Source organism: Streptomyces sp. NPDC087270 (assembly GCF_044744625.1).
Taxonomy (GTDB): Bacteria; Actinomycetota; Actinomycetes; order Streptomycetales; family Streptomycetaceae; genus Actinacidiphila.
Window position 1 is genome coordinate 333,171 of record NZ_JBIUYR010000002.1, and the last position, 22,386, is coordinate 355,556.

The window sequence follows — 22,386 nt, forward strand, 5'->3', positions numbered from 1 at the left end:
GTACGAGGCCGCACCGCGCCGCGCGGGCACCGGAAGCCGGGCGATCGCCGCGGAACTGCCGGACCGGCGGACGTTGTCCGGGTGTCGGGCCACCCCGCCAGGCTCGCCCGACCCGGCGGGCGGACGCGGGTCACGGCGCGACCAGGGGTTGGAGCGTGGCGAGCTTGCGCGGACCGATGCCGGGGATCTGCCGGAGCTGCTGGACCGAGGTGAAGGAACCGTGCTGGGTGCGGTAGGCGAGGATGCGCTGGGCGGTGACCGGGCCGACGCCAGGCAGCGCGTCGAGTTGGGGCTCGGTGGCGGTGTTGAGGTGGAGCGGGGAGTCAGGCGGACCACCGGAGGTGGAGCCGCCGCCAGTGGAAGCATCGGCTGCGGCGCCCGCGGCGGACGGTGGTGGGGTGATGCCCACGAGGATCTGCTCGCCGTCGGTGACCGGCCGGGCAAGGTTCAGGGCGGTGGTGTCGGCGCCGGGCAGGGGGCCGCCCGCCGCGGTGAGGGCGTCGGTGACGCGGGCGCCCTTGGGGAGCCGGCGCACGCCGGGCTTGGCGACCTTGCCCGCGATGTCGACGGTGAGCTGGGGCGGAGGCGCGGGCGAGGAGGACGGCGGGGCCGCCGCGAGCGGAGTCGGCGGGGGCGGAACGTGGACGGTGCGAGGGCGGCCCGCCCAGTAGTGCTGAAGAGCGAGCCCGGCGGCGACGGTGAGGACGACGGCGAGCGCCAGCACCGTTTTCAGTTCGAGCCCGCACCGCACGAACAGCCATGTCCGCATCCGCCCGAGCGGTCCCGTGCCGAAGACGGGCGCGCCCGCGACCGGCGGGCCGAGCGACGGCTCGGCCGGAGGCTCCGCGCCCGGCGGCCCCTCGCGCGCCATGCCGAAGATCGCCGCGGTGCGGTCGCGGGCCGCCGCGGCGCTTCCCGCACGGTCACGCCCGCCCGAACTCAGCGGCGGTTCGGGCCGGTCCAGCGATTTCAGCGCGTCCAACGAGTCCAAAAGGTCCATGACTCGATGCTGGCCCGGCACCGACCCCCGGAACGATCTTGCTCAAGATCTGTGGACAACCCGCCGGATGTGGATAACTTCGCCACTCGTGTGGGTGACCCGACCGCGCCCGAGGACGCCCCAGGCCCCACCGGCACCCGGCTCCACCAGCCTCGGCCCCACCGTGCCCCGGCCTCATCGCCCCCGCCCCACCCGCCACCGTCAGCGCGGCGACACCACGACCCCGAGCAGCCCCGGCCCCGCATGCGCCCCGATCACCGCGCCGACCTCGCTCACCACCAACTCCCCCAGCCCCGGCACCCGCGGCCGCAGCCGCTCCGCGAGGGCCGCGGCGCGGTCGGCCGCCGCGAGGTGGTGCACCGCGAGGTCCACCCGTCCGGAACCCGCCCCGCCGTCGACGGCGGCCCCCGCGCACTCCACCACGATCTCCTCGAGCCGGGTGACCGCCTTGGACGCGGTGCGCACCTTCTCCAGCAGTTCGATCCGCCCGTCCGCGAGCCGCAGCAGCGGCTTCACCGCGAGCGCGGAACCGAAGAGGGCCTGCGCCGCGCCGATCCGGCCGCCCCGGCGCAGGTAGTCGAGCGTGTCGACGTAGAAGAAGGCGGAGGTGGCGGCGGCCCGGCGTTCCGCGGCCGCCACCACGTCGTCAGCGGTGCCGCCCGCCTCCGCGGCCTCCGCCGCCGCGAGCACGGTGAAGCCCAGCGCCATCGCGACCATGCCGGTGTCCACGACGCGCACCGGGACGGGTGCCTCCTTCGCGGCGACCGTGGCGGCGTCGTACGTCCCCGAGAAGTCGGCGGACAGGTGGAGCGAGACGATCGCCTTCGCGCCCGACGCGGCGGCGGCCTCGTAGGCCGCGGTGAACTCGGCGGGGCTCGGGCGGGAGGTCGTGACCGGGCGGCGGCGCTGGAGTGCGCGGGCCACGGCCGGTGCGGAGATTTCCGCGCCCTCCACGAAGGCTTCGTCGTCGATCACCACGGTGAGGGGGACCAGGCTTATGGCGTGCCGGGTGAGGGCTTGCGGGCTCAGGTAGGCCGTCGAGTCCGTGACGATGGAGACGTGCGGGGGCATGTCCGGAGGTTACCGGGGTGGGGTGCGGGGTGGCACGTCGGGACCTGGGGGTTCAGGGCGCGGGTAGGGCTTCCCAGCGCGACGGTCAGCGGTACGGCTTCCCGCCGCGACGGTGCCGGTACGCGCCCGGGTGCGCCGCCGACATGCGTTGCCCGCCCGATCCCCACGGCCCCGGACCCGGCCACCCGCCGCGAGGGTTCCGGTACGCGCCCGGGTGCGCCGCTGCGCGGACCGGCTCAGCCGGCGCTCGGAGGCTGGTTGCGAAGTTCCCGGGCACGCTCGCGGTCGCGGTCGTCACCGCTCTGGAGCGGCTCCCAGTGGCGGAGCGCCGTCGCTTCGATGTCGATCTCGCGGGTGAGGGACGCGAGGTCGTCGCCGGTGGAGTGGTGGACGCGGTCCTGGGCCGCCCAGCGCAGCGCGTCGGCGGAGTGGGTGATGCGGTGGGCACGTTCGGTGAGCGCGGGGAGTTGCGCGGAGACCCTGGACTTGTCGGGTTCGCGTTCGAGCAGCTTCAGCTCGGCGTCGAGGGTGCGGGCGTGGTCGTTGAGACGGTCGAGGAGGGCGGCCGCCTCGGGCAGCGACGCGTGCGCCATGGCCTCGAAGGTGCTGTCGATGGAGGAGCGCAGGTCCAGCCGGAGCTGGGTGAGCGCGCCGATGTCGCCGGGCTGGGCGAAGCGGCGGGCCCGCAGCCGCTGGTCCTCGACGATCCGCCGCGCCTTGGCCGTACGCCGCTCGACTCCCCGCTTCACGGCGCGGGTCGTCCGCACGATCGCCACGGTGGCAAGCGTCGCGAAGATCAGGAAGAACAGCAGCAGGATGATGCCGACGGTCTCCACGGACAGCGCCTCCGATCGCGGGCCACCGGCCCGTTCGGGCCTGCTTCCACGGTAATGCCTGGGGAGGGGCGGAGGGGCCGGAGCGATCCCCCAACCTGCTCCGGCCCCTCCCCTAAGGGTCCCGAGGGTCCCCGAGGACCCGCACGCCCTCGCGCCCCAGCACCCTCACACCCTCACACCCTCACACCCTCACACCACGATGTTGACCAGCTTCGGCGCGCGGACGATCACCTTCCGCACCGTCGCCCCGCCGACGGCCTCGACGACCGCGGGAGCGGCCAGCGCCAGGGCCTCCAGGTCCGCGTCGGTGATGGCCGGCGGCACCTCCAGGCGGGCCTTGACCTTGCCCTTGACCTGGACGACGCAGGTCACGGCCTCGTCCTGGACCAGCGCGGGGTCGGCGACCGGGAACGGCTCGTGGGCCAGCGAGTGCGTGTGCCCCAGCTTGGCCCACAGCTCCTCGGCGAAGTGCGGCGCCAGCGGCGCGATCAGCAGCACCAGCGACTCGGCCACGGAGCGCGGCACCCCACCGGACGCGCCCGACGTGCGGGTCAGCGTGTTGTTCAGCTCGGTGATCTTGGCGATGGCCGTGTTGAAGCGCAGGTTGGCCATGTCGGTGGAGACGCCGTCGATCGCCTTGTGCAGGGCGCGCAGCGTCGCCTCGTCGGCTTCGGCGTCCACGACGGTGACCTCGCCGGTGGCCTCGTCCACGACGTTGCGCCACATGCGCTGCAGCAGGCGGTACTGCCCGACGACGGCCCGGGTGTCCCAGGGCCGGGAGACGTCCAGCGGGCCCATCGCCATCTCGTACAGCCGCAGGGTGTCGGCGCCGTACTCCGCGCAGATCTCGTCGGGCGTGACCGCGTTCTTCAGCGACTTGCCCATCTTGCCCAGCAGCCGGGAGACCGGCTCGCCGTCGTGGAAGTAGACGCCGTCTCGTTCCTCCACCTCGGCCGCGGGCACCGCGATGCCGCGCGCGTCGCGGTAGACGAACGCCTGGATCATGCCCTGGTTGTACAGCTTGTGGAACGGCTCGAAGGACGAGATGTGCCCCAGGTCGTACAGCACCTTGTGCCAGAAGCGGGCGTACAGCAGGTGCAGTACGGCGTGTTCGGCGCCGCCGACGTACAGGTCGACGCCGCCGGCCGGCTGGCCCTCGCGCGGGCCCATCCAGTACGACTCGGCCTCGGCGGAGACCAGCTTGTCGCTGTTGTGCGGGTCCAGGTAGCGCAGTTCGTACCAGCAGGAGCCGGCCCAGTTGGGCATGGTGTTGGTCTCGCGGCGGTAGGTGCGCGTGCCGTTGCCGTCGCCCAGGTCCAACTCGACGGTGACCCACTCCTCGTTGCGGGCCAGCGGGGGCTCCGGGGAGGTGTCGGCGTCGTCGGGGTCGAAGGTGCGCGGGCTGTAGTCGTCGACCTCGGGCAGTTCGACGGGCAGCATCGAGTCGGGTACGGCGTGTGCGGTGCCCTCCTCGTCGTAGACGATCGGGAACGGCTCGCCCCAGTACCGCTGGCGGCTGAACAGCCAGTCGCGCAGGCGGTAGTTGACGGTGCCCTCGCCGACGCCGCGCTCGGTCAGCCAGGCGGTGATCGCGGCCTTGGCGTCGACCACGCCCAGCCCGTCCAGGCTCAGGGACTCACTCGTGGAGTTGACCAGCTTCGCGTCGTAGGAGGCGAACGCGTCGTCCCACGTGGCCGGGTCGGTGCCGCGGCCGTCGCTGGGCGCGACGACGCAGCGCATCGGCAGCTCGAAGGCCCGGGCGAACGCGAAGTCGCGGCTGTCGTGGGCGGGCACGGCCATGATCGCGCCGGTGCCGTAGCCCATCAGGACGTAGTCGGCGATGAAGACGGGGACCTGCTCGCCGCTGACCGGGTTGACCGCGAACGCGCCGGTGAAGACACCGGTCTTCTCCTTGGCCTCGGCCTGCCGCTCGACGTCGGACTTCGAGGCGGCCTGCTTGCGGTAGGCGGCGACGGCGTCGGCGGGGGTGGCGTGGCCGCCGGTCCACACGGCGTGGGTGCCGGCCGGCCAGGCGGCGGGCACGATCGGGTCGACCAGTTCGTGCTCGGGGGCCAGCACCATGTAGGTGGCGCCGAACAGGGTGTCCGGGCGGGTGGTGAAGACGGTGATCGGGCGGTCCGCGCCGGGCACCGCGAAGTCCACCCGGGCGCCCTCGCTGCGGCCGATCCAGTTGCGCTGCTGCAACTTGATCGCCTCGGGCCAGTCCACCGCGTCCAGGTCGGCGGCCAGCCGGTCCGCGTACGCGGTGATCCGCATCATCCACTGGCGCAGGTTCGCCTTGAAGACGGGGAAGTTGCCGCGCTCGGAGCGGCCGTCGGCGGTGACCTCCTCGTTGGACAGCACCGTGCCCAGGCCGGGGCACCAGTTGACCGGCGACTGGGCGACGTAGGCCAGCCGGTAGCCGCTCAGCACGTCGGCGCGCTCGGGGCCGGTCAGTTCGGACCAGGGGGCGCGGCCGGGCACCTGGCGGCTGCCGTCCTCGAACTGGGCGATCAGCGTGTCGATCGGGCGGGCCCGGTCGGCGTCGGGGTCGTACCAGGAGTTGTAGATCTGCAGGAAGATCCACTGGGTCCAGCGGTAGTACTCCGGGTCGATGGTGGCGAACGAGCGGCGGCGGTCGTGGCCCAGGCCCAGCCGGCGCAACTGCGCCTTCATGTTGGCCATGTTGGCCTCGGTGCTGACCCGCGGGTGGGTGCCGGTCTGCACGGCGTACTGCTCCGCGGGCAGGCCGAACGCGTCGAAGCCCAGGGTGTGCAGGACGTTGTGACCGGTCATCCGCTGGTGCCGGGCGAAGACGTCGGTGGCGATGTAGCCCAGCGGGTGGCCGACGTGCAGGCCGACTCCGGACGGGTACGGGAACATGTCCATGACGAACTTCTTCGGCCGGGCGGCCAGCTCGGGCTGCCCGTCCAGTTCACCGCTGGGGTTGGGGGCGGCGAAGGTGCCGTGCTCGTCCCAGTGGTCCTGCCAGCGGCTCTCGATCCGCGCGGCCAGCTCGGCCGTGTAGCGGTGTGGCGCAGCCGTCTCGGCGGCCGGGGTGGTGTCGCTCATCGTCCTCGGTACTCCATCGATGTCGTGACGGCTGCGGCCGCCGGTGAGCCGGTCCGGAGAGCCCACGGGCGGACCCGGAGGCGGAAACAAAAAAACCCCTCGCGCAGGAGGGGTGCCGCACTGACGTCTTTCGTGGTCAGCGCGGCGGGCTAAGCAGGAGGCTCACGGCTCGCATGCGGTCAGGATACCGCAGCGGGGGACGGGCCCGCACGGGGACCGCCCCGGCCGGGCGGGAGAGCGCACCGGGGTTGCCGGTGCGGTCCCGCCGCCGTGCCGGGGCGGCTTGGAACCTGTCGTGTGTACGTGCGATCAGTGCTTGCCGGTCTTCTTGGCCGGCTTGTACGACTGGACGTAGCCCTTGGCCGGGGAGCCGACGCCGGTGACGTCGTCGTAGCCGACCGTGGCGTGCAGCGAGCTGTCCACGCCGAAGGAGCGCAGGCTGGTGATCAGGCCGTCCGAGGCGTCCACGCTGTTCACGTAGTCGACGCGGACGTTGGCTATGCCCTGACCCTGACCGAGCGGGTGGTCGGTCACGTCGTGGTAGGCGGGGGTGCCGTACCGGTCGTAGATCAGCGGGTTGGCGAAGCCGATCGGGACGCCGCCGCGGGCCTGCTCGGCGAGCGCCTGGACGCCGGCGATGACCGGGGAGGCCAGCGAGGTGCCGCCGAGGCGGTACTCGTTGTACTTCGCGGTGCCGTCCGGGAAGGTCTCGGTCTCACCGACCAGGAAGCCGGTGGTCGGGTCGGCGACGGCCGCGATGTCGGGCTGGACCCGCATCTTGGTGGTGCCGCCGTTCGCCAGCGCGAGCGAGTCGGGGACGACGCCGCGCTGGTAGAAGGGCTGCTCGACGAGCTTGCTGGCACCGCCGCCGGCACCCGAGGTGAACGGGCCGGGGAAGCCGTCCCAGCTCTTGCCGTCGGCCGACAGCGGGGCGCGCTCGGTGCCCCAGCCGGTCTCCCACAGGTACTTGTCGTTCTTGCCGACCGCCAGCGAGGTGCCGCCGACCGAGGTGGCCCAGACGGAGTCCGAGGGGGTGCTGACGTCCTTGGCACCGTCGATGGCGTTGTCACCGTCGTCGCCGGAGGAGAAGTAGAAGCCGATGCCCTCGACCACGCCCTGCTCGAAGGTCTGGTCGTAGGCGGCCTGCACGTCGGGGGTCTCGTTGGCCTCGACGTCGCCCCACGAGTTGGACACGATGGTGGCGAGCCGGCCGTCGACGACCGTGTTGAGGGCGTCGAGCAGGTCGTCGTCGTAGCAGGACTTGGCCGCGACGTAGACGATGTTCGCGTCGGGGGCGACCGCGTGCACGGACTCGACGTCCAGGGACTCCTCGCCGTACCAGCTGGAGCCGCCGCAGTCCTCGACGCTGTTGTAGCCGTCGGGGCCGGGCGTGACCTGGGTCAGCTGGCCCTTGCGGTACTTCTGGCCGCCGGTGTCCTTCGCCAGCTTGGCGCTGTCGCCGACGATGTTCGGGGAGGCGTACGCGTCGGTGATCGCGACGGTGACGCCCTTGCCGGTGTACTTGCCGGCGCCGTACGCGGAGCGCAGCTGGTCACCGGTGTAGCCCTTGATCGTGTACGGGGCCTTGCCGCCGTACGCGGAGGGAAGCTTCTTGTCGGTGTTCGACCCGTAGTAGGTCGAGAACGGGCCGGCGTTGGAGAAGGCGGCCTCGGGGGGAGGCAGCGTGTCGTCGTGGCTGGCTCGCTTGGGGGCGTTGTCCAGGCCGGTGACGGTGAGGACGGCACCCTTGAGGGCGGCGGGCGCGGACGCCGTGCTGGTGGGGGCGCGGTAGGTGTGGCCGGCCTTGGTGTAGTTGTGCAGCTGGGTGCCGAACGCCTTCTCGGCGGCCTTCACTTCACCGGTGACGGTGAGGTAGTGGGCGTTGGTGCCGGTCACCTTCAGGCCGGCCGAGGTCAGCCAGGCGGTGATGGCATCGGTCTGCGCCTTGGTGGCGCCGAACCGGGCCTTGGCCTGAGCCGCCGTCAAGTAGTGCGCGTAGTCGGCGGAGTTCGGGTCCGAGACGGCCTTGGCGTAGGCGGCGAGGCCGCTTGCGTCCTTGCCCGCGAGGTAGACCCGCACGGTCACCTTGCCGCTGTCCGACGTGGCGCCCTTGTCCGCGTGGGCGGTGGCCCACTGCGGCTTGGTGCCGCTCAGGAGCTGGCGTCCGGCGGGCTGTGCGGCCGTGGCGCTCTGGGCGCCCAGCGCGAGGGCACCGGCGACCAGCGGCAGCGCCGCCGCCACCGCGAGTGCCGCGCGCGTTCTCTTGCGCTCAAATCTCATGAAACCCCCATACGCAGCGAATGGTTGTCGCATCCGAGACGGCGTCGCCGCTATGCGTGCGCGGCTCACCGCAGAGCGACACTCTTTCGCTGATCAGTTCATGCCAGGGATATGGTTTCACCAAGAGAAGGTCAAGGAATGGTACGCACCGGCGGCCGGACATGACGCCGCGACAGCCGCTCACCAGGCCCCAACTGTCCTGCGGGCACGGCGAATCCGCTCCCCGACGAATTGATGTTGCTCGCTGCGCACCCGGCCAAACACCGGACCCGGTGCACGGAACGCGCCGAGTTGGCACGCTACGGCCGGAACGGCGTTGGCGGCAGCGGCAGTCGACGGGCGAGCCCGACGGCCGAAGCCGGATGCCTGACGCCCGGTGGCCGGTGGCCGGTGGCCGGTGGCCGGTGGCCGGTGGCCGAACGAAAACGCCGCACACCTGGTGGTGTGCGGCGTCGATGATCGCTGTGGAGCTACGGGGAATTGAACCCCGGACCTCTTGCATGCCATGCAAGCGCTCTACCAACTGAGCTACAGCCCCGCGCGGACCCCGGGAGACCCCGGCGACCTGGAGTTACTTTACACGGCGACGGAGCCGGGAAGCACATCGATAAACGGGGGCGCCGGCCGGCGCGGCGGGCTCCCGGACGGCGGCCCCGCGCGCCGGTGGCGGGGCCCGGTGACGGGACCCGTCGCGGTGTTCACGAAGTCTCAATAATTGGTGCAGGGTTCGCGGGCTACGGTGGGTTCGGCCGTGTGGACGAGAGGCTGGAGACCACCGTGACCGCCGCGTTCGACCCGATCGACCTGGGCGGCATACGCCTGCGCAACCGGATCGCCATGGCGCCGATGACCCGCAGCCGGGCGTACGGTCCCGGGCTCAGCCCCACCGAGTCGGCCGCCGCGTACTACGCGCAGCGGGCCTCGGCCGGGCTGATCGTGACCGAGGGCACCCAGCCGTCGCCGGGCGGGCAGGGCTACCCCGACGCCCCCGGGCTGCACAGCGCCGAGCAGATCGCGGCGTGGCGCCGGGTGACCGGCGCGGTGCACGCGGCGGGCGGCAGGATCTTCGCCCAGCTCATGCACACCGGCCGGATCGGGCACCCCTCGCTGCTGCCGGACGGGCTCTACCCGGTGGGGCCGTCCGCGGTCGCCGCGAAGGGCTCGGTCTACACCGCGAGCGGGCCGAAGGCGTACGTCGTGCCGCGCGAGCTGGGCGAGGACGACATCTGGCAGACCGTCGAGGACCACGCCACCGCGGCCCGCAACGCCATGGCCGCCGGCTTCGACGGGGTGGAGGTGCACGGCGCCAACGGCTACCTGGTGCACCAGTTCCTCGCCCCGAACTCCAACACCCGCACCGACCACTGGGGCGGCGACGACCAGCGCCGGACCCGGTTCGCGGTGGAGGTGGTACGGGCGGTGGCCGCCGCGATCGGCCCGGAGCGCACCGGGCTGCGGATCTCCCCCGGCAAGCCGTTCGGCGACATCGACGAGCCGGAACCGGACGCCACCTACCTCGCGCTGCTGCGCGCCGTGGAGCCGGTCGGCCTGGCCTACCTGCACCTGATCGAGAGCCCCGACCGGGCGCTGACGCTGGAGCTGCGCAAGCGGTTCGCCGGGGTGTTCATCCTCAACGCCCGCGCGGAGAACGGGTATTCGGGCCCCGACCAGTTGCCCCTGATCGAGGACGGCACCGCCGACATGCTCGCCTTCGGCGCCCTCTTCCTCGCCAACCCCGACCTGCCGCACCGGCTGCGCCGCGGCGGACCGTACAACTCCCCCGAGCGGGCCACGTACTACGGCGGCGACGACCGCGGCTACACCGACTACCCGGCGCTGCCCGCGGCCGAGGAGGCGTGAGCGTACGGTCGGCCGCCGCCGGTACGGGCCCTCCCGAACGGGCCCGTACGGACCGCCCCGCTCAGCCCCGGCGGCGGACGGTCGCCGCCACCGCGACCACCGCGCCCACCACCGCGACCGCGACCAGTGCGACCGAGGTGATCGCGTAGGCGTGGGCGGAGTGGTGCGCGCCGGTGCCGGAACCGAGCCGGTTGAGGAAGACCGTGCCGAAGGTGGCCACGCCGATGAGCTGGCCGAGCTGGGTCACCGTGGCGAGCAGCCCGCTGGCGTCGGCGGCGTCCTCGGGCGCGACCTTGGACAGCGCGAGGGCGAACGTCGGGCTGAAGGCCAGGCCGAGACCGCCGCCCAGCAGCACCATGCCGACGTAGAAGGCCGCGCCTCCGTGGCCGCCACCGCGCAGGGCGAGTCCCAGGACCGCCAGCGCGATCGCGGCCAGCGCCATGCCGGCGCCGGCCAGCCGGTGCCACCAGGCACTCGGCAGCAGCCGCCAGTAGAGGCTGGTGCAGCCGAAGACCACGGCGGTGACCGCGAAGGTCAGCCCGGTGCGCAGCGCGCTGTAGCCGAGACCGGTCTGCAGGTGCAGCGCCACCGCGAACAGGAAGCCCGCGTTCACCGCCATGGAGAGCATCAGCAGCGCGACCGACCGCGGCATGCCCGGCGCCCGCAGCACCCGGCCGGAGACCAGCGGGGCGCCGCCGCGCCTGGTCAGCCGCGACTCGATCACGGTGAACGCGGCGAACAGCAGCACGCTCAGCGCCAGGCAGATCCAGCCCCACACCGGCCAGCCCTCCTCCTGCCCGAGCACCAGCGGAACCGTGAGGAGGGTGACCGCCGCGCCCAGCGCCACCAGGCCCGGCATGTCGAGGGAGCGCCGCCGCTCCGGCGCGCTCCGCCGGTCCTTCGGCAGCACCCGCGGGGCGACCACCAGCAGCACCACGCCGATCGGCACGTTCACCAGGAACACCGGCCGCCAGCCGGTGCCGAACAGGTCGGCGCTGACCAGCACCCCGCCCAGCGGCTGGCCGAGCGCGGCACCGGAGGAGATCACGGCCGAGTAGACGCTCATCGCGCGGGTGCGCGCCTCACCGCGGAAGTTCAGCTGGAGCAGGCTCAGCACCTGCGGGATCATCAGCGCGGACCCGGTGCCCTGCACGAAGCGGAAACCGATCAGCTCGCCGGTGTTCTGGGCGAGCCCGCAGGCCAGCGAGGCGGCCGTGAACACCGACAGCCCGATGATGAACAGCCGCCGGTGCCCGAACAGGTCGCCGAGCCGGGCGCCGGTGATCAGCAGCACCGCGTAGGAGATGGTGTAGCCGGCGATCACCAGTTGCAGGGCCGCGCCCGAGGCGTGCAGGTCCGTACGGATGGTGGGAGCCGCGACGTTGACGATGAAGACGTCCAGCAGCGCCATGAACAGCCCGGCGAGGATGGTCCCGAGCAGCAGCCCCGGACGGGGCCCGGCCCGGCCGATACTTCCGGCACCGGGTGGGACGGCGGCTGCCACGGAAACGGAAGAGGGGGCGGGGGCGGGGGCGGGAGTGGACAGGGGATCGGGGGTCGCGGAGGTGGCTCCGGCCAGCGTGTCGTTGCTCATGTTCACGAGCCTGGCGCCGGCCCGGTACCAGTAACGAGAGCCCAGCGATCCTGGTACTGGCACCACCTGGCACCGGCACCGCCGCCCGTACAGGATGGGGGCATGGCACAGCCGCAAGCTCGGCCGGACATCCGACGACAGGCCCACCAGGCGCAGGCGGCCACCCCGCCGCGGGCGCGAACACCGGCACAAGCGCAGGCACCCGCTCAGACGCAGGCACCCGCGCAGGCACCCGCTCAGGCGGCAGCACCCCCGGCGCGGGTCGGCGGCGTGAAACCCCAGCGCCGCGGCGAGCTCGCCGCCTTCCTGCGCAGCCGCCGGGCCCGGATCAGCCCGGAGGACGTCGGCATGCCGCCGGGCTCGCGCCGCCGCACCCCCGGCCTGCGCCGCGAGGAGGTCGCGCAGCTCGCCGGGGTCGGCGTCACCTGGTACACGTGGCTGGAGCAGGGCCGCCCGATCAACGCCAGCGTGCAGGTGCTCGACGCGGTGGCCCGCGTGCTCCAACTCGACGTGACCGAGCGCGACCACCTCTACGGTCTTGCCGGCATCCCGTTCGTCAGCGAACCGGTCTCCGACGCGGAGATCGTCGGCGAGGAACTGCTCGGCGTGCTCGGCTCCCTGAACCCGCTGCCAGCCGCCGTCTACAACGCCCGCTACGACGTGCAGGCCACCAACGCCACCTACCGCGTCCTGTGGCCGATGACCGCGCTCGTCGAACGCTGGGAACGCAACGTCCTGTACAAGCTCTTCACGACTCCCGACTGCTGCTCGACCTTCAAGAACAGTGCGGAGGAACTGCCGTGGATGGTCGCGCAGTTGCGCCGCAGCTACGCCCGGCACATCGGCGAGTCCGCGTGGGAGGACTTCGTCGCGCTGCTGATCAAGGAGAGCGCGACCTTCGCGCAGCTGTGGGCGAGCGGCAACGTGGCGGCGCCGGGCCGCCGGGTGAAGGTCTTCCGGCACGCGGAGGTCGGCATCATCAACCTGACCTCCCTGTCGCTGAGCATCGACGGCATGGCGGAGCACCGGATCGTGGTCTACACCCCGGTCGAGGAGGAGGACCGGCTTCAGATCGAGCGGCTGCGGGCGATCGGGGACCCGATCGTCGGCTGCGAGCGGCACGGGCGGCGCCTGTCGGCGGCACTGGCGGACAGCGTCGGACGCACCGAGCGCGCCCGGCAGACCGGCCCCGCCGTCTGACCGGAGCCCGCCGTCCCGGAGCCCGCCGTCCCGGAGCCCGCCGTCCCGGAGCCCGCCGTCTGCCCCGGCCCGCCGTTCGACCGGCCCCGCACGCGAGGGGGAAGCCGGGCGCGGGAAGTCGAGCAGGCAGAAAAGAGCGGGACCCGCCCGCGTCTTCCGCGAACAGGTCCCGCTCTCTCGTCTGTGGAGCTACGGGGAATTGAACCCCGGACCTCTTGCATGCCATGCAAGCGCTCTACCAACTGAGCTACAGCCCCGCGTCGACCCGGTTGTCCCGGCGACGTGAAGAAGCATAGCCGGTGGACGGGCCGGAAACGAAATCGGCCGCACGGCCCGCCCGAGCAGCGGGAAGGAGCGCTGCGCGCCGGACCTACGCGTCGTCGCCGAGCACCGGTTCCGGCAGGGTGCCGGCATTGTGCTCGGTCAGCCGCCAGCCGCGCGCGCCCTCACCGAGCACCGACCAGCAGCAGTTCGACAGTCCGCCCAGCGACTCCCAGCTCGTCGGGTCCAGGCCGAGCAGGCGGCCGATGGTGGTGCGGATGGCGCCGCCGTGGCTCACCACGACGAGCACTCCCCCGTCGGCGAGCTTGTCGGCGGCGGCGAGCACCAGCGGCGCGGCACGGTCGGCGACCTCCGTCTCCAGCTCGCCGCCGCCGCGCCGGACCGGCTCACCGCGCTTCCACGCGGTGTACTGCTCGCCGTAGCGGGCCAGGATCTCCGCGTGGGTGAGCCCCTGCCAGGCGCCGGCGTAGGTCTCCCGCAGGCCCTCGTACGGGGTCACCGGCAGGTCGGTCAGGGCGGCCAGCTCGGCCGCGGTGTCGGCAGCACGGCGCAGGTCCGAGGAGATGATCGCGTCGGGGGCGAGCGCGGCGAGCAGCCGGGCGGACCGGCGGGCCTGGGCCACGCCGGTCTCGGTCAGCGGGATGTCGGTGCTGCCCTGGAAGCGCTGCTCGACGTTCCAGGCGGTCTGCCCGTGGCGCCACAGCACGACCCGCCGGCGCCGGTCGGGGACGGCCGCGTGATCGGACCCGGCCGCACCCTCGGGGACGGCCGCGTGATCGGACCCGGCCCCACCCTCGGCGCCCTCCGGACGCTCGGCACCCCTCGCACGCTCGTTGCCGGTCACCGTGCCCTCACGCCTCCTCGCGCTCGGCGGCGTCGGCCGCCTCCTCCGCGGCCGCCGCGTGGGCTGCCGCCTTGCCCCGGGTGGCCACCGCGTCCTCGGGCAGCGCGATCTCGGGGCAGTCCTTCCACAGCCGCTCCAGGGCGTAGAAGACCCGCTCCTCGGAGTGCTGTACATGCACCACGATGTCGACGTAGTCCAGCAGCACCCAGCGGCCGTCCCGCTCGCCCTCGCGCCGCACCGGCTTGGTGTCGAGCTCCTTGAGCAGGTGTTCCTCGATCGCGTCGACGATCGCCTTGACCTGCCGGTCGTTGGGCGCGGAGGCGACCAGGAAGGCATCGGTGATGGAGAGCACATCGCTGACGTCGTAGGCGATGATGTCGTGCGCGAGCTTGTCGGCGGCCGCCTGGGCGGCGGCGCGGGTCAGCTCGATGGAACGGTCAGTGGCGGTCACGGATGCGGCTTTCCGGTCGGGAACCTGTCGCCCCCAGGGTCTCACGACCCTCCGACAGACCCCGACCGCATTACCGGGCGACGCCGCTGACCTGCGGCGCCACCCGGTTGGACGGTCAGCCGTCGTCGTTGGCCGGCTTGTAGTCCTTGCCGAGGACCACCGAGATGTCGGCGTTCGACGGAACCGTGCCCTTCTTCACCGCGCTCGCCTGGAGGCCCAGCGTGGCGGCCACGTCCTTGGCCGCGGCCTCCCGGGCCGGGTCGGTGTAGAGCACCTGGGACACCGCCTGCACCGTGGCGGACTTGCCGCCCGACACGTAGGTGTAGGTGCCGCCGTTGACGATCGCGGCCTGCGCCATGGCCGCGGACTTGGCGTTGCCGCTGGCGTCCTTGATCGCGACCCTCGCCGGACCGGAGTTGCCGGTGGCCTGCTTCACGTTGCCGCCGAGCACGTCCTTCACCACGCTGTCGGTGGCCGCCTCGCTGAGCGTGCCGTCCTTCTGCACCGGCAGCATCGAGGTGCTGTACTGGCCGGTCTTGGCGAGGTCGGCGAGCTGGGCGAGCGAGGCACCGAGCTGCTTGTCGGTGAGCGACGGGTCGAGGATCTGGGCGAGCGCCTGCACCGTCCTGGTCGCGTCGGGCGCGTCGCTCGGCATCTTCATCAGCACCGCCTGCATGACCTGCCCGAACCGGTTGAGCTGGGCGGTCTGCGGCTCGCCGGGGGCCTTGTACGTGGCGTACGCGACCGCGGCGTCCCCGCTCAGTTCCTGCTGCTCGCCCTTGGGCACGAGCACCTTGTCCTTGTCCTTGCCGGTGCCCTTGACCTCGGTGTCGGTGTTGACGTAGATGTCGCCGAGGGAGTCGACCAGCAGCTCCAGATACGGCGAGTCGAGCCGCCAGCTGCCCTTGATGTCGGTGCCGAGCAGGGTGTTGAGCGAGTCCCGGGTGGGCCCGACACCGTTCGCCACGGACTTGTCGAGGGTGGTCACCGAGCCGTCGTCATCGGTGAGTTGCACGTCGCCCGGGATCAGCACGGTGTTGCCGTGCTTCTTCGTCGTGTTGTCCACCAGCAGCGCGGTGGAGCTGGCGCCGCCGTTGACCGGCAGCATGTGCACCACGATCACGTCGCGCCGCTCGGCGCCGCCGCTCGCGGCCGCCGCCGCGGAGCCCTTCTTGAATCCGGGGAGCTTCCCGGCCTGCCACAGATACCCGCCACCGCCGAGCAGGGCGAGCACAAGTATGACCACCAGGCCGAACTTCCGTTTGCGGCCCCGCCGTTTGGCCTCCTCGCGGCGCTCGGTGCGCGACTCGGAGAACTTCAGCCAGTCGATGACCTCTTCGGACTCCTCCGACTCCTCGTCGACGAAGGCGAACTGCTCGGTGCGGTAGTCCTGCGCGGCCTGCCGCTCCGCCTGCTCCGCGGCCTGCTCCGCCGCCGCGGAAGCCTGCTCGTCCTGGTAGGCCGGTTGCTGCCCGGTGTCATAAGCCGGTTGCTGACCCGTCTCGTACACGGGCATCTGCCCGGTCTGGTAAGCGGGTTGCTGCCCCGTGTCGTACGCCGGCTGCTGGCCCGTGTCGTACGCCGGCTGCTGGCCGGTGCCGTAGGCGGGCATCTGCCCGGTGCCGTAGCCCTGGTCGTAGCCGGGCTGGTAGCCCTGCTGCGGGTAGACCGGGTGCGCGCCGGTGTCGTACTGCTCCTGGTACGGCGGCGGGGCCTGCTGGGGGACCCCGTAGCCCTGCTGCTGGCCGCCGTACGTCGAGGACGGGTCCTGGTACGGCGGCGGGGGCTGGGTGAGCGGGCGGCCGTACTCGTCGTAGCCGTAAGGCTGCTGCTGGTAGTAGGGGTCCTGCGCGTAAGGGTCTCTCTCGTTGTCTGGACCGCCCTCGGCATAGTGCCTGCGGGGGTTTGCGTCGTTCACGAGGAACCCCTTCACGTTTGCTGTGCGCCGCTACCCGGTCTCGTGCCGGTAGAGCGCGCGCTTGTCGATGTAGCGCACCACACCGTCCGGAACCAAGTACCAGACCGGGTCCCCCTTGGCCACCCGCTGGCGGCAGTCGGTCGACGAGATCGCCAGCGCCGGGACCTCCACCAGCGACACTCCGCCTTCGGGGAGGCCCGGGTCCGACAGCGTATGCCCTGGACGTGTGACGCCGATGAAATGCGCCAACGCGAAGAGCTCCTCGGCATGCCGCCAGGACAGGATCTGCGAGAGCGCGTCGGCCCCCGTGATGAAGAAGAGCTCCGCCTCGGGGTGGTCGTTCCGCAGATCCCGCAGGGTGTCGATGGTGTAGGTCCGGCCGCCGCGGTCGATGTCGCTCCGGCTCACCGAGAACTGCGGATTGGAGGCGGTGGCGATCACCGTCATCAGGTAGCGGTCCTCGGCGGCCGAGACCTTGCGGTCTTCCTTCTGCCAGGGCTGGCCGGTGGGCACGAAGACGACCTCGTCGAGGTGGAAGAGACTCGCCACCTCGCTCGCGGCCACCAGGTGCCCATGGTGGATGGGGTCGAAGGTACCGCCCATCACGCCGATGCGCTTCTTCTCTGACATGCGGACGGCTAGTCCCGGTTGAAGCGGGTGACGACCCACAGGAGGAGCAGGAGGGCGCCCAGGGCGCCGAATCCGGTCAGGTAGGGGCTGAGGCTCGGGTGGTTGCCGCCCTCGGCGAGTGTGGTCAGGGTGGTGGCTGCTGCGGTCGACATTCGGCTGACCCTTTGCTTTCTCGGGGACGGGCGGGAAGACTCACGGCACATGGTACGGGCGGTGCCCGGGGAACTTCGCGCTGGCTCCGCGCGTCCAGCACTGTGTAACGGTTGGCGAGCAGGGGGTTGGCCCAGGTGTCCGAATCGTCCCAGTCGAAGAAATCGAAGAAGGACGGGCCCGGCGGAAAGGGCTCGGCCGGCAAGGGTTCCGGCGGTGAGAAGCTGCCCAGCCGCACCCGGCGCCGGTTCCCCGACATCTCGTCGCGGGCCTACGAACACCCGGCCGACAAGTCGGCGCTGGTGGCGCTGCGCAAGCTCACCGGATTCGACACCGTCTTCAAGGCGTTGAGCGGGCTGCTGCCCGAGCGCAGCCTGCGGCTGCTGTTCCTGTCCGACTCCGTCCGGGTCAGCGACGAGCAGTTCGCGCACCTCAACGCGATGCTCCGGGACGCCTGTTACATCCTCGACCTGGAGAAGGTCCCGGCCTTCTACGTGACGCAGGACCCGCAGCCGAACGCGATGTGCATCGGCATGGACGAGCCGATCATCGTGGTCACCACCGGCCTGGTGGAGCTGCTGGACGAGGAGGAGATGCGCGCGGTCGTCGGCCACGAGGTGGGCCACGCGCTGTCCGGCCACTCCGTCTACCGGACGATCCTGCTCTTCCTCACCAACCTCGCCCTGCGGGTGGCGTGGATACCGCTGGGAAACCTGGCGGTGCTGGCGATCGTCACCGCGCTGCGCGAGTGGTTCCGCAAGTCCGAACTGTCCGCGGACCGGGCCGGGCTGCTGGTCGGCCAGGACCTCCAGGCGTCGATGCGCGGCCTGATGAAGCTGGCCGGCGGCAACCACCTGCACGAGATGAACGTGGACGCGTTCCTCAAGCAGGCCGACGAGTACGAAGCCGCCGGCGACCTGCGCGACTCCGTGCTGAAGATCCTCAACGTGCTGCCGCGCAGCCACCCCTTCGCCACCGTGCGCGCCAGCGAGCTGCGCAAGTGGGCGACCAGCCGGGACTACCAGCGGCTGATGGACGGCCACTACCCGCGGCGCACCGACGACAAGGACGCCTCGGTCTACGACACGTTCAAGGAGTCGGCCAGTCACTACTCCGAGCGGGCGAAGCAGAGCAAGGACCCGCTGGTCGGTCTGATCCGCGATCTGGGCAACGGCGCCGGTGACATCGGCGGCAAGCTGCGCGACAAGTTCACCGGGGCGGGCGGCAAGGGCGACACCGGCGCCGACCCGTCGGGCGCCGCGCCCGAAGGGGCGTAGCAGCGCGCGACGGGCACCGCGGACGCGGTGGTCACCGTCGCCGGCGGCACGACCGCACTGCCGGTCGTGCCGCCGGTCGTGCTGCCGGTCGCGGTCACCAGCCCCGTCTCGGTAGCCGTCGCGGACCCGGTCCCGGACCCGGGCCCTGACCCAGCCCCGGCCCCGCTCCCGGTGGGAGTGGGCGTACGGGCGGTGGCCGTGCCGGTGGGGGCGTCCGCGCTGCCGTCCATCGCGCTGCAGACCGAGCCCGCCGGGTGGTCGGGCCGGTACGGGTCGACGCCGTCGAGCCGACCGCCGCTGCCGCCGGCGAGTATCGGCCGGAAATAGCTGCCGACGGTGTCGGTACAGGCCAGCGGCCCGGCCTGGACGTCGGCGTCGACCAGCTCGATGTGGTGCTGCCGCACATCCGTGTGGTTGACGTGGAAGGTCAGATCGCGCCGCACCGAGAACAGCGACACCGTGGTGTCCGACTCACCGCGCAGGGCGTAGAAGAAGGTGTAGTCGGTGACGATCTCCAGTTCGCTGCCGGCCGCGGCGGTCCGCACCTTGCCGTCGTTCACACGGATGGCGTTGTCGGCGCTGCCCGCGAGGGAGATCTGCGGGTCGAAGCGCACCAGCCAGCCGGTGGCCGCGTGGCTGCCGTCGTCGCTGGGCTGGGTGAGGGTGGCGTCGAACTGGTCGAGCTGGCCGGGGCTCAGCAGGTCCCGGACCGGCTCCAGGTCGCCGGAGATCACCGTCTCGCGGTCGAGCGAGGTGACGGTCAGATACTTCTTCGCGGTGTCCAGCGCCTCCTGGACCTCGCTCTGCGCGTAGCCGCCGATCCGCCGGGCCGCGTCGGTCGGCACCCTGATGCCGTGTCCGTACCCCTCGGCGCGGCTGCCGGCGAACGGCTCGCTCGGCGAGACCGCCTGCACCGTGCCCTTCGGCACCAGAGGTATCAGGTTCACCCGGATCTGCTCGCTCACCGCGGGGGTGTGGCCGCGGTACGGGTGGCGGACCCCCATGTAGACGGCGAAGCCGAACGCCACCATGATCAGCGCGAACATCGCCAGTGCCTGCCGGGCCAGGCCGTGCGGCATCACATGGCGGATGCGCACCGCGTGCGCGGCGTCGTCGAGCCGCTCGCGCGCGGAGTACTCCTGGATACGGGCAGCCTTGACGAACGACTCGTCGAACACGACGGATCGGTATTCGCTCTCGTCGTCGCCCCCGGCCGGCACGCCGTCGGGCGAGCCCTCGGGAGGGTCCTCATGCCCGCTCATATCACAAGGTTAAGTCCGTATGGACGGGAACAGGCGCCCTTGTGGCGGTCAAGTTGACGTGCGATCAGGGCTGCGGGACGAAGTGGATGGTCGGGGTCGCCGATGTGCCGATCGGCGGGTGCGTCGGCGGCGGGGTCGTGGTGCGCCCGCCGCCCGCGCCCCGGTAGACCGCGGCGAAGGTCAGGGCGACCACGCCGATGCCCATCACCACCGCGAGCGCCCAGGCCACCGGCCGGTGCCAGCGGGTGTTGCCGGCGCGGTAGGGGTGCCCGGCGGCGTAGAGCTCGTCCGACTCCAGGACGGAGTCGTCCTCCAGCTCGGGTACGGTGGCGCCCCGGCTTCTGTGCCGTCCGGGACGGCTGGGTGGCAGCGCGGGACCTTCGGCGACGGCAAGCATCCGTTCCCTGGCCGTGGGCTCATGGAACAGAGCGGACCGTACGAATTCCTCGTCGAGGACTACGGAGGCGAACTCGTCATCGTCCGGCATCTGTTCAGAGTAAGCCGGAAGGGGCCCTTTTGGGCAGGGCTTTCCTGGCCCACCGTGCGGCGGCTGTGCGCCAGTGGCGGGGACGTGGTACGCCAGCCGTCCCGACCGCCGGGGCGGGCGGGACGGCGGATACCGGTGAGTACGTGTGGGGCGCCGGTCAGCGGATGTGGCCGTCGCCCGTGACGATGTACTTGGTGGAGGTCAGCTCGGGCAGGCCCATCGGGCCGCGCGCGTGCAGCTTCTGGGTGGAGATGCCGATCTCGGCGCCGAAGCCGAACTGGCCGCCGTCGGTGAACCGGGTGGAGGCGTTCACCATCACCGCGGCGGCGTCGACCAGCCGGGTGAAGCGGCGGGCGGCGGCCTGCGAGGTGGTCACGATCGCCTCGGTGTGGCCGGAGGACCACAGCCGGATGTGCGCGACGGCCGCGTCCAGCGAGTCCACCACGCCGGCCGCGATGTCGTACGACAGGTACTCCGTCTCCCAGTCCTCGGCGGTGGCCGGCACCACGGTGGCCTTGCCGTCGTGCGCCCGCGCGGCCGCCACCACCCCCGGGTCGCCGTGCACGGTGACGCCCGCCTCGGCGAGCGCGTCCAGCGCGAGCGGCAGGAAGCGGTCGGCGATGTCGCGGTGCACCAGCAGGGTCTCGGCGGAGTTGCAGACGCTGGGCCGCTGCGCCTTGGAGTTCACCAGGATCTGCACGGCGGTGTCCAGGTCCGCCTCGGCGTCCACGTAGACGTGGCAGTTGCCGGTGCCGGTCTCGATCACCGGCACGGTGGAGCCCTCGACGACGGTACGGATCAGGGCGGCGCCGCCGCGCGGGATCAGCACGTCGACCTGGCCGCGGGCGCGCATCAGCTCGGTGACGGACTCACGGCTCTCGCCGGGCACGAGCTGTACCGCGTCCGCGGGCAGGCCGGCGCCGCCGATCGCGTCGCGCACCACGGTGACCAGGGCGGTGTTCGAGGCGTACGCGGAGGACGAGCCGCGCAGCAGCACCGCGTTGCCGGACTTCAGGCAGAGCGCGGCGGCGTCCACGGTGACGTTCGGGCGGGCCTCGTAGATGATGCCGACCACGCCGAGCGGGACCCGGACCTGCCGCAGGTCGAGGCCGTTGGGGAGGGTGGAGCCGCGCAGCACCTCGCCGACGGGGTCGGGCAGCGACGCGACATGCCGTACGTCGGCGGCGATCGCGGCGACCCGCTCGCGGGTGAGGGTGAGCCGGTCGATGATCGCCTCACTGGTGCCGGCGGCCTTCGCCCGGGCGACGTCCTCGGCGTTGGCGGCGACGATCTCCTGGGTGCGGACGATCAGCGCGTCCGCGATGGCCAGCAGCGCGTCGTCCTTCGCCGCGCGGGCCTGCGGGGCCAGCTCCGCGGCGGCGGCGCGGGCGCGGTACGCGGCCAGCAGCACGGGGGACGTGGGGAGCGGCGAGGGCAATTCCATGCGGTGCAGGGTACCCTGACCCGCCCGGGTGGCTGGTTCTGTCGGTTGGCGGACCACCTGCCGGTGGCCTGTTGAGCGCGCGGTTCCCCGCGCCCCTTGGTGGGGCTGCTCGTCGCGGAAGAGGCGGACCGCCCACGCCGCCTAGTACGGGTGGACGCCTACGGGGACGGCGGGTGGGGGGCCGTAGCCTTCGGCGAGGCGTTGGTGGTAGGTGGTGCGGTCGATGACTTCGAGGCCGACGGTTTCCCAGGGGGGCAGCCCGGCGGTGGAGCGGTGTTCGCCCCACAACCGCAAGGCCAGCGCGGCGGCGTCGTGGAGGTCGCGGGCCTCTTCCCAGTAGCGGATCTCGGCGTGGTCGGTCGCGTAGCGGCTGGTGAGCAGGAACGGGTGATCGTGCGCGAGCTGTTCCAGTCCGCGTCTGACCTCGGCGAGGGGCGCGCGGGGGCCGGAGACGCTGAGCGTGACGTGCCACAGCCGGGCGGAGGGGTGTTCGTCGTGCCCGGTCTCCGCGTCGTCAGCGCTGCTGCCGGCGCCGGCCTTACCGACGTCGTGCCCGCTGCTCACGCTGACCAGCGCGCGCCCCGATGTCCCCCTGGACGAGTGCCCTGGGCGCCCTCGTTTCACCGGTGGCCTCCCTGTGGGTGACGTGACCGAGCCCGCCCGCACGCTCCCTGCGGACGACTCCTCCGCTTCACAGTTGACCAGGCTCGGCGGCCGGGCGTGGCGTT

17 protein-coding genes and 2 tRNA genes are annotated in these 22,386 nt (G+C 72.3%); 3 read left to right on the plus strand and 16 right to left on the minus strand.

The window, feature by feature from the left end:
- Window positions 1-130 precede the first annotated feature (130 nt).
- The 6 genes from ACIPAE_RS04940 to ACIPAE_RS04965 all read right to left on the minus strand — a co-directional run bounded on the left by ACIPAE_RS04940 (window position 131) and on the right by ACIPAE_RS04965 (window position 8,797).
- Window positions 131-1,000, minus strand: coding sequence for a helix-hairpin-helix domain-containing protein (locus tag ACIPAE_RS04940; protein WP_402442955.1), 870 nt, complete (start codon window positions 998-1,000; stop codon window positions 131-133).
- Between the two features lie 201 nt (window positions 1,001-1,201).
- Window positions 1,202-2,071 carry a DegV family protein gene (locus ACIPAE_RS04945; RefSeq protein WP_329369480.1) on the minus strand — a complete coding sequence of 290 codons (870 nt, stop codon included), beginning with the start codon at window positions 2,069-2,071 and terminating at the stop codon, window positions 1,202-1,204.
- A gap of 236 nt (window positions 2,072-2,307) precedes the next feature.
- Window positions 2,308-2,907 carry a hypothetical protein gene (locus ACIPAE_RS04950; protein WP_329369478.1) on the minus strand — a complete coding sequence of 200 codons (600 nt, stop codon included), beginning with the start codon at window positions 2,905-2,907 and terminating at the stop codon, window positions 2,308-2,310.
- A gap of 189 nt (window positions 2,908-3,096) precedes the next feature.
- Entirely contained in the window at window positions 3,097-5,979 is a 2,883-nt protein-coding gene (gene leuS, locus ACIPAE_RS04955; protein WP_366413178.1) for a leucine--tRNA ligase, read from the minus strand.
- A gap of 309 nt (window positions 5,980-6,288) precedes the next feature.
- The gene (locus ACIPAE_RS04960; protein WP_402442957.1) at window positions 6,289-8,259 is read right to left on the minus strand and encodes a protease pro-enzyme activation domain-containing protein; all 1,971 of its coding nucleotides are present in this window, start codon (window positions 8,257-8,259) and stop codon (window positions 6,289-6,291) included.
- A 465-nt stretch (window positions 8,260-8,724) separates the two neighbouring features.
- Window positions 8,725-8,797 (minus strand) — tRNA-Ala (locus ACIPAE_RS04965).
- A gap of 215 nt (window positions 8,798-9,012) precedes the next feature.
- Between ACIPAE_RS04965 and ACIPAE_RS04970 the strand changes: the two genes are divergently transcribed.
- A complete protein-coding gene (locus ACIPAE_RS04970) occupies window positions 9,013-10,119 on the plus strand; it encodes an alkene reductase (RefSeq protein WP_402442959.1) in 1,107 nt (368 codons plus the stop codon).
- Window positions 10,120-10,180: 61 nt separating this feature from the next.
- On the opposite strand, the gene ACIPAE_RS04975 is transcribed toward ACIPAE_RS04970, so the two are convergent.
- Window positions 10,181-11,713, minus strand: coding sequence for an MFS transporter (locus ACIPAE_RS04975; RefSeq protein WP_402442961.1), 1,533 nt, complete (start codon window positions 11,711-11,713; stop codon window positions 10,181-10,183).
- Between the two features lie 102 nt (window positions 11,714-11,815).
- On the opposite strand from ACIPAE_RS04975, the gene ACIPAE_RS04980 reads away from it, so the two are divergent.
- On the plus strand, window positions 11,816-12,913 hold the full coding sequence (locus ACIPAE_RS04980) for a helix-turn-helix transcriptional regulator (RefSeq protein ID WP_402442963.1): 1,098 nt from the start codon (window positions 11,816-11,818) through the stop codon (window positions 12,911-12,913).
- A 184-nt stretch (window positions 12,914-13,097) separates the two neighbouring features.
- On the opposite strand, the gene ACIPAE_RS04985 is transcribed toward ACIPAE_RS04980, so the two are convergent.
- From ACIPAE_RS04985 to ACIPAE_RS05010, 6 genes are all read right to left on the minus strand, one after another.
- A tRNA-Ala gene (locus ACIPAE_RS04985) sits at window positions 13,098-13,170 on the minus strand.
- Window positions 13,171-13,283: 113 nt separating this feature from the next.
- Window positions 13,284-13,901, minus strand: coding sequence for a histidine phosphatase family protein (locus tag ACIPAE_RS04990; protein ID WP_402443306.1), 618 nt, complete (start codon window positions 13,899-13,901; stop codon window positions 13,284-13,286).
- Window positions 13,902-14,046: 145 nt separating this feature from the next.
- Window positions 14,047-14,490 carry a ribosome silencing factor gene (rsfS, locus tag ACIPAE_RS04995; protein WP_329369466.1) on the minus strand — a complete coding sequence of 148 codons (444 nt, stop codon included), beginning with the start codon at window positions 14,488-14,490 and terminating at the stop codon, window positions 14,047-14,049.
- A 115-nt stretch (window positions 14,491-14,605) separates the two neighbouring features.
- Window positions 14,606-16,408, minus strand: coding sequence for a LytR C-terminal domain-containing protein (locus tag ACIPAE_RS05000; protein ID WP_329369464.1), 1,803 nt, complete (start codon window positions 16,406-16,408; stop codon window positions 14,606-14,608).
- A 30-nt stretch (window positions 16,409-16,438) separates the two neighbouring features.
- A complete protein-coding gene (gene nadD, locus ACIPAE_RS05005) occupies window positions 16,439-17,038 on the minus strand; it encodes a nicotinate-nucleotide adenylyltransferase (RefSeq protein ID WP_328464082.1) in 600 nt (199 codons plus the stop codon).
- An 8-nt stretch (window positions 17,039-17,046) separates the two neighbouring features.
- Window positions 17,047-17,190 (minus strand): hypothetical protein, encoded by a 144-nt coding sequence (locus tag ACIPAE_RS05010; RefSeq protein ID WP_328464084.1) that lies wholly within the window; start codon window positions 17,188-17,190, stop codon window positions 17,047-17,049.
- Window positions 17,191-17,412: 222 nt separating this feature from the next.
- Here ACIPAE_RS05010 and ACIPAE_RS05015 point away from each other — a divergent pair, with 222 nt between their 5' ends.
- Window positions 17,413-18,465 carry a M48 family metallopeptidase gene (locus ACIPAE_RS05015; protein ID WP_329374308.1) on the plus strand — a complete coding sequence of 351 codons (1,053 nt, stop codon included), beginning with the start codon at window positions 17,413-17,415 and terminating at the stop codon, window positions 18,463-18,465.
- 1,326 nt (window positions 18,466-19,791) lie between these two features.
- Here ACIPAE_RS05015 and ACIPAE_RS05020 read toward each other — a convergent pair.
- The 3 genes from ACIPAE_RS05020 to ACIPAE_RS05030 all read right to left on the minus strand — a co-directional run bounded on the left by ACIPAE_RS05020 (window position 19,792) and on the right by ACIPAE_RS05030 (window position 22,282).
- Window positions 19,792-20,214, minus strand: coding sequence for a hypothetical protein (locus tag ACIPAE_RS05020; RefSeq protein ID WP_402442966.1), 423 nt, complete (start codon window positions 20,212-20,214; stop codon window positions 19,792-19,794).
- A 157-nt stretch (window positions 20,215-20,371) separates the two neighbouring features.
- Window positions 20,372-21,658, minus strand: coding sequence for a glutamate-5-semialdehyde dehydrogenase (locus tag ACIPAE_RS05025; protein WP_328464088.1), 1,287 nt, complete (start codon window positions 21,656-21,658; stop codon window positions 20,372-20,374).
- A gap of 141 nt (window positions 21,659-21,799) precedes the next feature.
- Complete coding sequence (locus ACIPAE_RS05030; RefSeq protein WP_329369460.1) at window positions 21,800-22,282, minus strand: hypothetical protein; 483 nt, start codon at window positions 22,280-22,282, stop codon at window positions 21,800-21,802.
- Window positions 22,283-22,386: the final 104 nt, after the last annotated feature.

Excerpts from the sequence above, each read along its gene's own strand:
- leuS (WP_366413178.1), bottom strand. The coding sequence starts at position 5,979 with ATGAGCGACACCACCCCGGCCGCCGAGACGGCTGCGCCACACCGCTAC.
- ACIPAE_RS05010 (WP_328464084.1), bottom strand. The coding sequence starts at position 17,190 with ATGTCGACCGCAGCAGCCACCACCCTGACCACACTCGCCGAGGGCGGC.
- ACIPAE_RS04960 (WP_402442957.1), bottom strand. The coding sequence starts at position 8,259 with ATGAGATTTGAGCGCAAGAGAACGCGCGCGGCACTCGCGGTGGCGGCG.
- ACIPAE_RS04945 (WP_329369480.1), bottom strand. The coding sequence starts at position 2,071 with ATGCCCCCGCACGTCTCCATCGTCACGGACTCGACGGCCTACCTGAGC.
- ACIPAE_RS05025 (WP_328464088.1), bottom strand. The coding sequence starts at position 21,658 with ATGGAATTGCCCTCGCCGCTCCCCACGTCCCCCGTGCTGCTGGCCGCG.
- ACIPAE_RS04940 (WP_402442955.1), bottom strand. The coding sequence starts at position 1,000 with ATGGACCTTTTGGACTCGTTGGACGCGCTGAAATCGCTGGACCGGCCC.
- ACIPAE_RS04980 (WP_402442963.1), top strand. The coding sequence starts at position 11,816 with ATGGCACAGCCGCAAGCTCGGCCGGACATCCGACGACAGGCCCACCAG.
- nadD (WP_328464082.1), bottom strand. The coding sequence starts at position 17,038 with ATGTCAGAGAAGAAGCGCATCGGCGTGATGGGCGGTACCTTCGACCCC.
- ACIPAE_RS05020 (WP_402442966.1), bottom strand. The coding sequence starts at position 20,214 with ATGCCGGACGATGACGAGTTCGCCTCCGTAGTCCTCGACGAGGAATTC.
- ACIPAE_RS04975 (WP_402442961.1), bottom strand. The coding sequence starts at position 11,713 with ATGAGCAACGACACGCTGGCCGGAGCCACCTCCGCGACCCCCGATCCC.